The sequence below is a fragment of the Janthinobacterium sp. NFX145 genome (assembly GCF_049810325.1).
Classification (GTDB): Bacteria; Pseudomonadota; Gammaproteobacteria; order Burkholderiales; family Burkholderiaceae_D; genus Janthinobacterium; species Janthinobacterium rivuli.
This window is the reverse complement of record NZ_CP187360.1, coordinates 3,315,586-3,328,208: the sequence shown is the minus strand read 5'-3', so window position 1 is coordinate 3,328,208 and position 12,623 is coordinate 3,315,586. Positions and strand designations below refer to the sequence as shown.

The following is a 12,623-nucleotide window of genomic DNA, read 5'->3' as shown; positions in this document are numbered from 1 at the left end:
TATTGCACACTGCTGAAAAGCAACTATCTATGGATGACCACCAATAATGCCTTGCCTTCCGTCTTGCCCAGGTTGCGTATCGTATGTGGCTGGTCCGCCGGATAGCGCGCCGTGCCGCCATTCTTGACCTTTTTCTTCGCCGTGCCCACTTCCAGCTCCAGGTTGCCGTGAATCACCGTCAAATGCTCGGTGGTGCCCGGATCATGCGGTTGCGACGCCAGCTCACCGCCCGGCGCCAGGGTCACTTCATACCATTCGTATTTGCCGGCCAGTTCCATCGGCCCCAGGATGCGCAGCACGTAGCCAGCGTGGTCGCCGGGCAGGGTGGGGGTTTCGTGGGCGTCCGTGATGCGGATGGTTTCCACGGCTTTTTCCGCGCTCGACAGCAATTCGCCGATCTGCACGCCCAGGGCGTTGGCCAGGCGCCACGTGATGGCGATGGTGGGATTGGCTTTTTCGCGCTCGATTTGCGACAGCATGGACTTCGAGACGCCGGCGATGCGCGACAAATCCTCCAGTGTCAGGCCGCGCGCCAGGCGCAGCCGTTGCAGGGTGGCGCCCACTTCGGGCGGAGAATTGGTCGAAACGCTGGTTTTCATCGGCAGGTGGCTTGCAAAGTTCAAAAGGCTTGGGTAATATCCACTATATTGAATTTCAGTTCGAAATAGTGGATTTTGAGGAAAAACACGGAAACGTGTAGACTTCAAACAGCGCTTCACGGTACAGCATTGTGCGCGCACCGGTCAAGCGGCCGCTTTTCCCTATGGCGGCTGAGGTCACACGGATACCACAAACGCAGGGACACACAAGGATCATCATGAGCGAGCAAGCGAAGAACACCTTTTTCAGCGGTCTGCAACAGAATCTCGATCAACTGCGCCAGCAGGGCTTGTACAAGCCCGAGCGCGTGATCGCCTCGCGCCAGGGCGCCGAAGTGGTGTGCGACGATGGCCGTACCCTGATCAATATGTGTGCGAACAACTACCTGGGCCTGTCCGGCGACCTGCAGACGCAGGAAGCATCCATTGCCGCGACGCAAAAGTATGGCTATGGCCTGTCGTCCGTGCGTTTCATCTGCGGCACGCAAACCGTGCATAAAGAACTGGAACAGGCGATCTCCGCTTTTCTGGGTACCGAAGACACGATTTTGTACGCGGCCGCCTTTGACGCCAACGGCGGCGTATTCGAGCCCCTGTTCGATGAGAACGACGCCATCATCTCCGACGCGCTGAACCACGCTTCCATCATCGACGGCATCCGCCTGTGCAAGGCTGGCCGCTACCGCTACGCGCACAACGACATGGCCGACCTGGAAGTGCAGCTGAAAGCGGCCATTGCCGCGGGCAAGCGCCATAAGGTCATCGTCACGGACGGCGTGTTCTCGATGGACGGCACGATCGCGCAACTCGACAAGATCTGCGACCTGGCCGACCAGTACGGCGCGCTGGTGATGATCGACGAATGCCACGCATCCGGCTTCATGGGCGCGACGGGCCGCGGCACGCACGAACACCACAATGTGATGGGCCGCATCGACATCATCACGGGCACACTGGGCAAGGCCCTGGGCGGCGCCATGGGCGGTTTTACCTCCGCGCGCAAGGAGGTCATCGACACCCTGCGCCAGAAATCGCGTCCTTATCTGTTCTCGAACACCCTGGCGCCATCGATTGCCGGCGCCTCGCTGTCGGTACTGGAACGGCTGGCCAAGTCGACGGAACTGCGCGACCGCCTGCATGAGAACACGGCTTTCTTCCGCAGCGAGATCGAACGCATCGGCTTTACCATCAAGCCGGGCACCCATCCGGTGGTTCCCGTGATGCTGTTCGACGCTCCCGTGGCGCAGAAGTTCGCCGCCCGCCTGTATGAACTGGGCGTGCTGGTGACGGGCTTCTTCTACCCGGTCGTGCCGATGGGCCAGGCCCGTGTCCGCGTGCAGCTGTCCGCCGCCCACACCCGCGAACAGCTGGTGCAAGTGCTGGCCGCCTTCGAGCAGGCTGGCAAGGAACTCGGTTTGCTGACCACCACTACCACTACTAATTAATACGAATTCAGGAAAATAGCATGGAACGCATCTTAGTCATTGGCGCAAACGGCCAAATCGGTAGTGAGCTGGTGGGCGCGCTGGCGCAGCAGCACGGCGCGGACAACGTCATCGCCAGCGACATCGGCACGAACAACCTGTACCAGGCCAAGCGCTACGCGCAATTGAATGTGCTGGACAAGGACGGCCTGGCGAAGATCATCGCCGACGAGAACATCACCCAGGTGTACCAGCTGGCGGCCATGCTGTCGGCCACGGGCGAGGCGGCGCCGCTGAAGGCGTGGAGCCTGAACATGGATGGCTTGCTCAATATCCTGGAACTGGCGCGCGAGCGCGGCGAAGCGGGCAAACCGCTGCGCATCTTCTGGCCATCGTCGATCGCCGCCTTCGGCCCGAATACGCCGCAAGTAAACACGCCGCAAATGACGGTGATGGACCCGACCTCGATGTACGGCATCAGCAAGCTGGCCGGCGAGCGCCTGTGCGAGTATTACTTCAACAAGTATGGCGTGGACGTGCGCAGCATCCGCTACCCGGGCATCATCAGCTACAAATCGCCTCCGGGCGGCGGCACCACCGATTACGCCATCGCCATCTTCCACGCGGCCTTGCGCGGCGAGCGCTATGACTGCTTCCTCGACGCGAACACCACCTTGCCGATGATTTACATGCCCGACGCCATCCGCGCCACCATCGAACTGATGGACGCGCCAGCGGCATCGATCAAGATCCGCTCCTCGTACAACGTGGCCGGCGTGTCGTTCAACCCCGAGCAGCTGGCCAAGGCCATCGTGCGCATGGTGCCGGACTTCAAGATCAGCTACAAGCCGGACAGCCGCCAGGCCATCGCCGACAGCTGGCCGCAAAGCCTGGACGACAGCAAGGCCAGCGCCGACTGGGGCTGGAAGGCGCAGATCGGCGTCGAGCAGATGGTCACCGACATGCTGGCCAATGTCGACGTCGGGCATGCCGCCAAGGCAGCCTGAGTTTTGCAGCAGTACTAAAAAAACATACTAAATAAAGAGACACTACATGGACATGAGCGTATTTGACCTTTTTAAAATCGGCATCGGGCCGTCGAGTTCCCACACGGTGGGACCGATGGTGGCGGCGCGGCGTTTTCTGGTCGAATACGGTCCGCTGGACCAGGTGGTGGGCGTCGAGGCGGCCTTGTATGGCTCGCTGGCGCTGACGGGCGTGGGCCATGCCACGGACAAGGCCGTCATTCTTGGCCTGATGGGCGAAACGCCGCAGGACGTGGCGCCCGATGAAGTTGACAGCAAGCTGGCCGCCATCGAGGCGGCCGGCGAGATCGCCTTGCTGGGCACGCACGTGGTGCCATTCACGGCCGCCACGGGCCTGGTCTGGCACAAGAGCGTATCCTTGCCCGAACACCCGAACGGCATGCGCTTTACCCTGAAACTGGCGGACGGCAGCCGTGCCGACAAGGTGTATTACTCGATCGGCGGCGGTTTTATCCGTGAGGCCGAGGAAGTTCAAACTGCGGCGCAGGCCGAAGCGGCCGTGGAGTCGGCCGCCAGCGCTAGAGTCGTCTTCCCCTTCGACACCATGGAGCAGTTGCTGGCGCACGGCGTGGAAAGCGGTTTGTCGATCCCTGAAATGCTGCGCGCGAACGAGTGCGTCAAGCGCAGCGAAACGGAACTCGATGAAGGCCTGGATCGCATCTGGCACGTCATGCGCGACTGCATCGCGCACGGCCTGGAAACGACGGGCAACCTGCCGGGCGGCTTGAACGTCAAACGCCGCGCCGCGAAATTGTGGCGATTGGCGCAGGAGGCGAAGGCGTCCGACAACCGCGCCAACGACTTGCCGCACGACGCCGTGCACCTGGTCAGCCTGTATGCGATGGCCGTCAACGAGGAAAACGCGGCTGGCGGCAGGGTCGTCACGGCGCCGACCAACGGCGCCGCCGGCATTATCCCGGCCGTGCTGCGCTACTACGCGCAGGATTGCCGCCCCAGCGACCCGGTCGGCGGCGTGCGCCGTTTCATGCTGACGGCGGCCGCCATCGGCATGCTATGCAAACGCAATGCATCGATCTCGGGCGCCGAAGTGGGTTGCCAGGGCGAAGTGGGCGTGGCCTGCGCCATGGCGGCGGCCGGCCTGGTAGCGGCCCTGGGCGGCACGAATGAACAGATCGAAAACGCGGCCGAAATCGGCATCGAGCACCACCTGGGCATGACCTGCGACCCGATCGGCGGCCTGGTGCAGATCCCGTGCATCGAGCGCAATGGCATGGGCGCCGTGAAAGCGATTACGGCCGCCTCGCTGGCGCTGAAGGGCGACGGCACCCACTTCGTCAGCCTCGACGAAGTCATCGAAACCATGCGCCAGACGGGCGCGGACATGCAGGACAAGTACAAGGAAACGTCGTTGGGTGGGCTGGCAGTCCACGTTATTACGGTCAATCACGCGGCTTGCTGATGGCGGTATTGTCGGCTTACGCCCTGCGGGCTAAGCCGACCTACAACTGCAGCGGATCCGGTATGGCGTAGGTCGGCTTAGCGCAACGCGCGTAAGCCGACAACACCATCCAATAACTCACTCCTCCTCAAACAACTGCTCCAGCCTTCGTGGATAGTTATTCAAAAAATCGCGCGTCACGGCGAAGTGTTCCGTGTCTTCATACGCCACTTCGTGGATGCCGCCGCCTGTAAACATCAAAATCTTTGCGTTCGGGTAGGCCAGTAAAATCGGCGAGTGGGTGGCGATGATCAGCTGCGAGTCGTCCTGCACCAGCTGGTGGATGACGGACAATGCCGCCATCTGGCGGCTCGGTGACAGGGCCGCCTCCGGCTCGTCCAGCAGGTACAGGCCCTTGCCACGCAGCTTGTTGATCAGGGTCGCCATGAACGCCTCGCCGTGCGATTGCGCGTGCAGCGACTTGCCGCCATAGCTGGCCAGGTATTCGGGCATGTCGTCCATATAGGTGGCGACGTTGAAAAAGCTTTCGGCGCGCAGGAAATAGCTGTCCTCCGGCTTCTTGTAGCTCTTGCTCAGGCGCAGATGCGCGTGCAAGCCCGATTCCTCGTCCGAGGGCAGGGCGATGCGTACGTTGCGCGTGCCGCCATCCTTGCCGAAACCCAGCGCCACGGCCAGCGCTTCGAGCATGGTCGACTTGCCGCTGCCATTCTCGCCCACGAAAAACGTCACATCGCGGTGGAAGTCCATGTGCACGAAGTCGCGGATGGCGGGAATGGTGAACGGATAGTGCTCCAGGTCGACGACGGCGTCGGGGCGCAGCGCGGCGCTTTGCAAATACGGTTTTTTACTCAGCGACATGGCCGATTCCATGAATGACCCGCAGACGGGACGACAAGCACCAGTGTGGCGCAAATCCGGCGCACGCGCCAGCACGGGCGCCGGATTTTTTGACTTAAGGCTCGCGCATGCAATCGCCGAAGTACTCGTGGAAGAAGGCGGTAGGGCGATTTTTCTTGTCGAGCAGGCCGAAATGACGGCCGACCTGGCGTCCGACAGTCATCAGGGTGTTGGCTGCACTTTTCGTTCCGGCATAGCCTTTTTGTAGCAGCCAGGCGGTGCGCACCGGAACCGACATATCCGCCGTACGTCCGGCCAGCAAAGCGTCGACCAGGCAGATTCGCTCGCGCTCGGCGCCTTCCGCATATGGTTCCGTGCTCTCCACTGCCGCATACAGTCCTTCTTTTCCACCCTTGACTATGGTGTCCAGCCGTTCTTCACTGCTGTCAAACATATCGAATTCGCTTTCGGAATATGGGAAACAGTAGGCATTGGCTGTCTTCTCTGCTGCACCCTGAGTTCTGGCGTACCACTTGGCGAAGGTGGCAAGATCATCTTTTTCGTGTCTCTGCCGGAATTGTGCGTACACAGGAAGGACGTTCTTGAATGAGCAGCCAGTCGGCACCCAGCCGCTTTGTGGCACGTCGTCTTTTGCAACTCTTTCTTTTGCCATAGTGGCTTCCGCAGTCGCCTCTCCAAAACACCGCAAGTCATACCCCAGCATGAACAAACACGCCTCGAAGGCATGGCAGCGGGCGGCCATGTCGGCGCTGCCCGCCTTGAACCAGTCGCACTGTTCCAGCACGGCGCGCAGGATCCAGCCCAGCTTGACTTGCCATTGCGCCCAGTCCTGGCACGATACGGCCTTGCCGAAGAATTGCGGGGCGCCGGCAAAGCCGCCGTCGATTCCCTTGGGATTGCGGATTTGCTTGCCGCGCGCGGCGCCCGAGGGGAATGCCAGCCAGTGTTTCTTTGCCCGTTTGCTGCCTGCCTGGCTGCGGTACTGCGCATACAGCATGGCCATGGCCGCGCCGACGCGGCTGTCGTAGATGGGCGAGCCGCTGCCGTCAAACAGGGCGTGGATCTTGGTCAGGCCTGCGTCGAAGCGCTCCACGGTATCCGTATCGAGGGCGTCCAGCGAGGCGTCCGAGTCAAGCGCCATCAAGGGCGCCAGGCGCGTGAAATAGGCGACCGGGCGGCCTTGCGCGTGCAGGCGCTTGAGGAAGACGATGGCGCCGCGCACGCCGCCCCATTCGAGGATGGCCAGGCAGGCGGCTAGCGTCTGGTCTTCATCCTGCCGCGCGATGGCGTCCTTCAGCCAGCCGCGCAGCTGGCCCAGCGAGGCGCGTGTCTCATGCCAGTTGCCCGAGACGACCGCCTTGCCTTGCGCATCGGTCCAGCGCGTGCTCCACACATAGTGACCCAGCACCGCTTCGAGGCCCGTTGCCTGCACGTCCAGGCCACCCGGCACGAAGCGGCTGCGCGCCATCTTCAGGTGAAAGGACCTGGCTGGCAGTTCGGCCGCCAGCCAGTCGATAAAACCGCGTACATCGTCCTGCTTGAGAAAATCGTCTCGTTTCATGTGGCTTGGCTGTGGCATGGTCGTCGTGGGCTGGCTGGGGCGCCCGCCTGGTCAGGAAAGCGGCCATGATACAGTTGCCATGCGACAAGGTGTGTCGTTTGACAACAGACGCTGCCCGCGCGACGACGCTGGCGCCCGGGCAAACGCGACGGATTCGCCTTGGGCGGCGGCTGGCACTATAATATCCGCTGCCATTCATGATCAACCGCACTCAGCTCAACTGGACTCTTCAAATTTATGCATTACGTGTCTACCCGCGCTGATAAAGCGCCATCGAATCTGCAGCAATTCTCCGACATCCTCCTGGGCGGCCTGGCCCCCGATGGCGGACTGTATCTCCCAGAATACTACCCGCAAGTCACTGGTGCCGAGCTTAACGCCTGGCGCACATTGTCGTATGCCGACCTGGCATTCGAAATCCTGAAGAAGTTCGCCACCGATATCCCGGCCGCGGACCTGAAGGCACTGACGGCGAAAACCTATACCAAGGCAGTCTACAAGAACGCCCGCGCCGGCGAAAACGCGGCCGACATCACGCCGCTGCGCGTGCTCGAAGAAAACGTCGTCAAGGGCGGATCGACCACCCTGATGCTGCAGGCGTTGTCGAACGGCCCGACCCTGGCCTTCAAGGACATGGCCATGCAGCTGCTGGGCAATCTGTTTGAATACACCCTGGCCAAGACGGGCGCCGAACTCAATATCTTTGGCGCCACCTCGGGCGACACGGGCAGCGCGGCCGAATACGCGATGCGCGGCAAGAAGGGCATCCGCGTCTTCATGCTGTCGCCGCACAAGAAAATGAGCGCCTTCCAGACGGCGCAGATGTTCAGCCTGCAAGACCCGAACATTGTCAACATCGCCGTCGAAGGCGTGTTCGACGACTGCCAGGATATGGTGAAGGCCGTGTCGAACGACTTGCCGTTCAAGGCGAAACAGAAGATCGGCACCGTCAATTCCATCAACTGGGCGCGTGTCGTGGCGCAAGTCGTGTACTACTTCCGCGGCTACCTGGCGGCCACCACCAGCAACGAGCAAAAAGTGTCGTTCACGGTGCCATCGGGCAACTTCGGCAATATCTGCGCCGGCCATATCGCCCGCATGATGGGCCTGCCCATCTCGAAACTGGTGGCCGCGACGAATGAAAACGACGTGCTCGACGAATTCTTCCGCACGGGCGTCTACCGCGTGCGCAAGTCGGCCGAAACGTATCACACGAGCAGCCCGTCGATGGATATCTCGAAAGCGTCGAACTTCGAGCGCTTCGTCTACGACCTCGTGGGCCGCGACAGCGACCGCGTGCGCGCTCTGTTCACGAAAGTGGAAACGCATGGCGGCTTCGACTTGTCCGGTAAACCTGGCAGCGATGGCGACGAATTCAAGCTGGTGGCCAAATACGGCTTCAAGTCGGGCAAGTCCACGCACCAGGACCGCCTCGACACCATCCGCGACGTGGCCGACGACTACGGCATCACCATCGACACGCACACGGCCGACGGCATCAAGGTGGCGCGCGAGCACCTGGAACCGAATGTGCCGATGATCGTGCTGGAAACGGCGCTGGCGGCCAAGTTCAACGAAACCATCCTCGAAGCGCTGGGCGTGGACGCGGAACGGCCAAAGGGCTTCGAGAACATCGAGGACTTGCCGCAAAAGTTCGTCGTGATGGATGCGGACGTGGAAAAAATGAAGGCGTATATCGCCGCCAATACGGGCTTGTGATGACAGACGCCAGCACTGTACGCAAACCGATGCTGTCGGTGGCCGAGGCGCAAGCCTTCATGCTGGGCGCGGCGCGCCCGGTGGCCGAGGTGGAACTGGTCGACACCATGCGCGCCAACGGCCGCGTGCTGGCGGCCGCGCAGACGTCGACCCTGAACGTGCCCGAGCGCGACAACACGCAGATGGATGGCTATGCCGTGCGCGCACAGGATTGCGCCAGCGGCGCGGCCAGCTTGCCCGTGTCGCAGCGCATCGCGGCAGGCCACGTGGGCCAGCCCTTGCAGCCGGGTACGGCGGCGCGCATCTTCACGGGTGCGCTGATCCCGGACGGCGCCGATTGCGTCGTGATGCAGGAGCAGTGCACTGTGCTTGACGGCGTGGTGACGGTCAATCACGTGCCGCACGCGGGCGAATGGGTGCGCCGCCAGGGCGAGGATATCCGCGCCGGCGGCGAAATCCTTGGCGCGGGCCGGCGCCTGCGCAGCCAGGAAATGGGCCTGGCCGCCTCGGTGGGCCTGGCGCAAGTGCCCGTGCTGCGCAAGCTGCGCGTGGCCGTATTTTTCACGGGCGACGAGCTGGCCATGCCGGGCGAACGCCTGGCGCCGGGCGCCGTCTACAACTCGAACCGCTTTACCTTGCGCGGCCTGCTGGAAAACCTCGGCTGCGAGATCACGGACCTGGGCATCGTGCCCGACAGCCTGGAAGCGACAAAAGCCGTGCTGCGCCAGGCGGCCCAGGGCAATGATCTGATCATCACTTCGGGTGGCGTGTCCGTCGGCGAGGAAGACCATATCAAGCCGGCCGTGGAGGCGGAAGGGCGCCTGAACATGTGGCAGATCGCCGTCAAGCCGGGCAAACCGCTGGCGTTTGGCGAAGTGCGGGACGCGTTCTTTGTCGGCTTGCCCGGCAATCCCGTCTCGAGCTTTGTCACGTTTTTGCTGTTCGTGCGCCCGTTCATCCTGCGCCTGCAAGGCGTGGCGGGGAGCCTGGCGCCGCGCAGCTACAAGCTGCCGGCCGCGTTCGAGCGCCTGAAGGCGGACAAGCGCAACGAGTTCTTGCGCGCCAAGGTCAATGACGAGGGCGAGCTGGAACTATTCGCCAACCAGAGTTCGGGCGTGCTGACCTCCACCGTGTGGGGCGATGGCTTGATCGATTGTCCGCCGGGGCTGTCGATTGCGCGCGGCGACATGCTGCGTTTTATCCCGTTTAACGAATTGCTGTACTGAGGAAGTATCGATGAAGATCAATCTGCGATTTTTTGCCAGCGTGCGCGAGCTGGTGGGCACGGGCCAGGAAGTGCTGGAAGTGGACGCGGGGGGCGTGTCACAGCTGACGGTGGGCGAGGTGAGAACCCTGCTGATCGCCCGCGGCGGCAACTGGGAATACGCGCTGGCGCAGGGCCGCGCCCTGCGCATGGCCCACAATCAGGTGATGTGCGATGCCGATACCGTGATCGGCGAAGGCGACGAGGTGGCGTTCTTCCCGCCCGTGACGGGCGGTTGATCCCGCTTGCCAGTGAGACGGCCACTTCATCGAAGTGGCCGTTTTTTCATGACGACTTGGCTTTTGGTTTATCACCGCTGCACGTGGCGCAAGCAACGGCTTTCTTGTAGCGCCAGTATTTCGAGCCGATGAAGATGGCCGACGCCACCAGCGACCAGGCCAGCGCGCTGAGGATGTCGGCCTGGCTGGTGGTGCCCTTGCTGTACTCGACCACCGTCAGGATGATGAATAAGATCGAACTGGCCAGCAAATAGCGGGAAATCCAGAATCCTGCGCCCATGTGTTTCTCCTCTTGTCGTCTCGTTGTCTCGTGAAGTCCCGCCGCTGATCGCTGCGGCATCTCCGCGCAGTATGCATCATTTTTCGGCATTCTTGCCATCCCCGCGCCTTATCTCGACTAAAATGCCGGGGTTTTCACCGTCTTTCCAGTTTCCCATGACCCATTCCAGTCCCCCTCCGTTTCACATCGCCGTCATCGGCGGCGGCCCCGCCGGCCTGATGGCCGCCCAGGAAGCGTCCAGCCAGGGCGCCAGGGTGGAACTGTTTGACGCCATGCCGTCCGTCGGCCGAAAATTCCTGCTGGCGGGGCGGGGCGGCATGAATATCACCCATGCGGAAGACTACTGTTCCTTCATCTCGCGCTACGGCAGGCCGGCACGCTGGATCAAGCCGGCGCTGGACCAGTTCGGTCCGCAAAAAGTGCGCGACTGGGTACACGGCCTGGGCGTGGAGACCTTCGTCGGTTCCTCGAACCGCGTCTTCCCGACGGATATGAAAGCGGCGCCGCTGCTGCGCGCCTGGCTGCACCGCCTGCGCGAAGCGGGCGTGCAATTTCACATGCGCCACCGCTGGACGGGCTGGCGCGACGGCCAGCTGGTATTCGCCACGCCGGACGGCGAACGCCTGCGCGCCTTCGACGCCGTGATCCTGGCGCTCGGTGGCGGCAGCTGGGCGCGACTCGGTTCCGATGGCGCCTGGGTGCCGCTGCTGCAAGAGCAGGGCGTGGCCGTGACGCCTTTGGTGCCGGCCAATTGCGGCTTCGACGTGGACTGGAGCGAGCATTTCAGCGGCCGTCATGCGGGCGAACCGCTGACGACGGTGGCCATCTCGGCGCGCAACATCCATGACTGCATGATCAAGCGCCAGGGCCAGTTCGTCATCACGGCGGGCGGCGTGGAAGGCAGCCTGATTTATGCCTTATCGGCCGCGCTGCGCGAGCAGATCGCCGCCGAGGGCAGCACTACCATCTGGCTCGACCTGGCGCCCGACCACACGCATGAACGCGTGTTCGAAGAAGTGACGCGCCCGCGCGGTTCGCGCTCCATGTCCAGCCACCTGAATAGCCGTTTGGGCATCAAGGGCGTGAAATCGGGCTTGCTGCGCGAATGCCTGAGCGCGGCCGACTTTGCCGATGAAGCCAGGCTGGCGGACGCCATCAAGCTGCTGCCCGTGACACTCGTACGCCCGCGTCCCATCGATGAAGCCATCAGCAGCGCCGGCGGCGTGGAATTCGACGGCATCGACGGCAGCATGCTGCGCGCCATGCCGGGCGTCTTCCTGGCGGGGGAAATGCTGGACTGGGAAGCGCCGACGGGCGGCTACCTGCTGACGGCCTGCCTGGCGCAAGGCAAGGCGGCTGGCGAGCAGGCGGTCGGCTGGTTGGAAGAGAAAGTTAATGCCGAAAGTTAATGCCAGGTGATTTCGCCTGAGCCGCTCTTTTGCGTCTCGCGCTGGCGCGGGTTGCCGTGGACGTGGATGTCGCCGCTGCCGCGCAGGGTCAGGTTGCTGGCGTCGCGCACAAAGACGGTGCTCGTGCCGGAGCCTTGCAGGCTGACGCTGGCCTTGTCGGCGGCCAGGTGCTCGGCGTCGATGTCGCCTGAACCGCTCAGGTCGGCGCGCAGGAATTTCGTGTTGCCGCTGGCGGCGATGCGCCCGGAGCCCACCATTTCCAGCACCACGCTGTCGCTGTTGCCTGCATTGATGTCGAGGTCGCCACTGCCGTTGACGGTGGCGGCAACCTGCTTGTAGCGTCCAGTAAAGCTGACGTCGCCCGATCCCGTCAGTTCCAGAATAAAACTGTCTCCCGAAAACCCCGTGATCTTGCTGTCGCCATTGCCGTGCACTTCCACGCGCACAAGGGCCGGCAGCACCAGTTCCACCTGCAAAGGCTGGCGATGGTGGAACAGCATGCCTTTCGGGCCGATATGCAGGGTCGTGCCATCGGCCGTCGTGTCGACGTTCGACAGCAGGCGCTGCTCGCCGCTCACCTTCAGCGAGGGCGTGGCGCCGCGGCGCAGCACCAGGTCGATGGGGCCGGCCAGGTCGATGCTGGTGATATTGGCGGCAACCGGGCGCGTTTCGCTGCGCACGGCGCGGCCGGCGGCGCTGCTGGGATTGCTGATTCCCTTGGCGCGCAGCGCCGCATACGACATGGCGATCAGGACCATGGCCAGCAAGAGCATGGACAGGCCAACTTTGAGCAAGCGTTTCATG

At 62.8% G+C, this 12,623-nt stretch carries 12 protein-coding genes; 7 read left to right on the top strand and 5 right to left on the bottom strand.

All coding sequences use genetic code 11. The features are described from left to right. Positions 1–23 precede the first annotated feature (23 nt). A complete protein-coding gene (locus ACPJXG_RS14910) occupies positions 24–599 on the bottom strand; it encodes a helix-turn-helix domain-containing protein (protein WP_034751403.1) in 576 nt (191 codons plus the stop codon). Between the two features lie 218 nt (positions 600–817). Here ACPJXG_RS14910 and kbl point away from each other — a divergent pair, with 218 nt between their 5' ends. Genes kbl through ACPJXG_RS14895 form a run of 3 tightly spaced genes read left to right on the top strand, consistent with a single transcriptional unit; the run spans position 818 to position 4,489 of the window. Continuing rightward, on the top strand, positions 818–2,044 hold the full coding sequence (gene kbl / locus ACPJXG_RS14905; RefSeq protein ID WP_035818512.1) for a glycine C-acetyltransferase: 1,227 nt from the start codon (positions 818–820) through the stop codon (positions 2,042–2,044). A 20-nt stretch (positions 2,045–2,064) separates the two neighbouring features. Continuing rightward, positions 2,065–3,030 carry an NAD-dependent epimerase/dehydratase family protein gene (locus ACPJXG_RS14900; protein WP_099403520.1) on the top strand — a complete coding sequence of 322 codons (966 nt, stop codon included), beginning with the start codon at positions 2,065–2,067 and terminating at the stop codon, positions 3,028–3,030. Between the two features lie 46 nt (positions 3,031–3,076). Next, on the top strand, positions 3,077–4,489 hold the full coding sequence (locus tag ACPJXG_RS14895; protein WP_099403521.1) for an L-serine ammonia-lyase: 1,413 nt from the start codon (positions 3,077–3,079) through the stop codon (positions 4,487–4,489). Between the two features lie 117 nt (positions 4,490–4,606). Here the strand turns inward: ACPJXG_RS14895 and ACPJXG_RS14890 are convergent, their stop codons facing one another. Both ACPJXG_RS14890 and ACPJXG_RS14885 read right to left on the bottom strand, forming a co-directional pair. Further along, positions 4,607–5,347: an AAA family ATPase gene (locus ACPJXG_RS14890; RefSeq protein ID WP_035818518.1), complete on the bottom strand. Its 741-nt coding sequence runs from the start codon at positions 5,345–5,347 to the stop codon at positions 4,607–4,609. A gap of 94 nt (positions 5,348–5,441) precedes the next feature. Further along, a complete protein-coding gene (locus ACPJXG_RS14885) occupies positions 5,442–6,908 on the bottom strand; it encodes a hypothetical protein (RefSeq protein WP_425251512.1) in 1,467 nt (488 codons plus the stop codon). A 237-nt stretch (positions 6,909–7,145) separates the two neighbouring features. Between ACPJXG_RS14885 and thrC the strand changes: the two genes are divergently transcribed. Genes thrC through moaD form a run of 3 tightly spaced genes read left to right on the top strand, consistent with a single transcriptional unit; the run spans position 7,146 to position 10,130 of the window. Then, positions 7,146–8,627: a threonine synthase gene (thrC, locus tag ACPJXG_RS14880; protein ID WP_425251511.1), complete on the top strand. Its 1,482-nt coding sequence runs from the start codon at positions 7,146–7,148 to the stop codon at positions 8,625–8,627. Next, complete coding sequence (glp, locus tag ACPJXG_RS14875; protein WP_425251510.1) at positions 8,627–9,853, top strand: gephyrin-like molybdotransferase Glp; 1,227 nt, start codon at positions 8,627–8,629, stop codon at positions 9,851–9,853. Before thrC ends, glp begins: the two co-directional genes overlap by 1 nt. A gap of 10 nt (positions 9,854–9,863) precedes the next feature. Continuing rightward, complete coding sequence (moaD, locus tag ACPJXG_RS14870; RefSeq protein ID WP_176390414.1) at positions 9,864–10,130, top strand: molybdopterin converting factor subunit 1; 267 nt, start codon at positions 9,864–9,866, stop codon at positions 10,128–10,130. 46 nt (positions 10,131–10,176) lie between these two features. Here the strand turns inward: moaD and ACPJXG_RS14865 are convergent, their stop codons facing one another. Continuing rightward, entirely contained in the window at positions 10,177–10,410 is a 234-nt protein-coding gene (locus tag ACPJXG_RS14865; RefSeq protein ID WP_035818526.1) for a hypothetical protein, read from the bottom strand. Between the two features lie 155 nt (positions 10,411–10,565). Here ACPJXG_RS14865 and ACPJXG_RS14860 point away from each other — a divergent pair, with 155 nt between their 5' ends. Continuing rightward, positions 10,566–11,819: a TIGR03862 family flavoprotein gene (locus ACPJXG_RS14860; RefSeq protein ID WP_425251509.1), complete on the top strand. Its 1,254-nt coding sequence runs from the start codon at positions 10,566–10,568 to the stop codon at positions 11,817–11,819. Here ACPJXG_RS14860 and ACPJXG_RS14855 read toward each other — a convergent pair. After that, positions 11,816–12,622, bottom strand: a complete 807-nt coding sequence (locus tag ACPJXG_RS14855; RefSeq protein ID WP_035818532.1) for a head GIN domain-containing protein — start codon at positions 12,620–12,622, stop codon at positions 11,816–11,818. The genes ACPJXG_RS14860 and ACPJXG_RS14855 overlap by 4 nt on opposite strands. Position 12,623 lies beyond the last annotated feature (1 nt).

What these genes read in the sequence shown, in the direction of transcription:
- ACPJXG_RS14910 (WP_034751403.1), bottom strand. Translation starts at nt 599, where the DNA reads ATGAAAACCAGCGTTTCGACCAATTCTCCGCCCGAAGTGGGCGCCACC.
- kbl (WP_035818512.1), top strand. Translation starts at nt 818, where the DNA reads ATGAGCGAGCAAGCGAAGAACACCTTTTTCAGCGGTCTGCAACAGAAT.
- ACPJXG_RS14900 (WP_099403520.1), top strand. Translation starts at nt 2,065, where the DNA reads ATGGAACGCATCTTAGTCATTGGCGCAAACGGCCAAATCGGTAGTGAG.
- ACPJXG_RS14895 (WP_099403521.1), top strand. Translation starts at nt 3,077, where the DNA reads ATGGACATGAGCGTATTTGACCTTTTTAAAATCGGCATCGGGCCGTCG.
- ACPJXG_RS14890 (WP_035818518.1), bottom strand. Translation starts at nt 5,347, where the DNA reads ATGTCGCTGAGTAAAAAACCGTATTTGCAAAGCGCCGCGCTGCGCCCC.
- ACPJXG_RS14885 (WP_425251512.1), bottom strand. Translation starts at nt 6,908, where the DNA reads ATGAAACGAGACGATTTTCTCAAGCAGGACGATGTACGCGGTTTTATC.
- thrC (WP_425251511.1), top strand. Translation starts at nt 7,146, where the DNA reads ATGCATTACGTGTCTACCCGCGCTGATAAAGCGCCATCGAATCTGCAG.
- glp (WP_425251510.1), top strand. Translation starts at nt 8,627, where the DNA reads ATGACAGACGCCAGCACTGTACGCAAACCGATGCTGTCGGTGGCCGAG.
- moaD (WP_176390414.1), top strand. Translation starts at nt 9,864, where the DNA reads ATGAAGATCAATCTGCGATTTTTTGCCAGCGTGCGCGAGCTGGTGGGC.
- ACPJXG_RS14865 (WP_035818526.1), bottom strand. Translation starts at nt 10,410, where the DNA reads ATGGGCGCAGGATTCTGGATTTCCCGCTATTTGCTGGCCAGTTCGATC.
- ACPJXG_RS14860 (WP_425251509.1), top strand. Translation starts at nt 10,566, where the DNA reads ATGACCCATTCCAGTCCCCCTCCGTTTCACATCGCCGTCATCGGCGGC.
- ACPJXG_RS14855 (WP_035818532.1), bottom strand. Translation starts at nt 12,622, where the DNA reads ATGAAACGCTTGCTCAAAGTTGGCCTGTCCATGCTCTTGCTGGCCATG.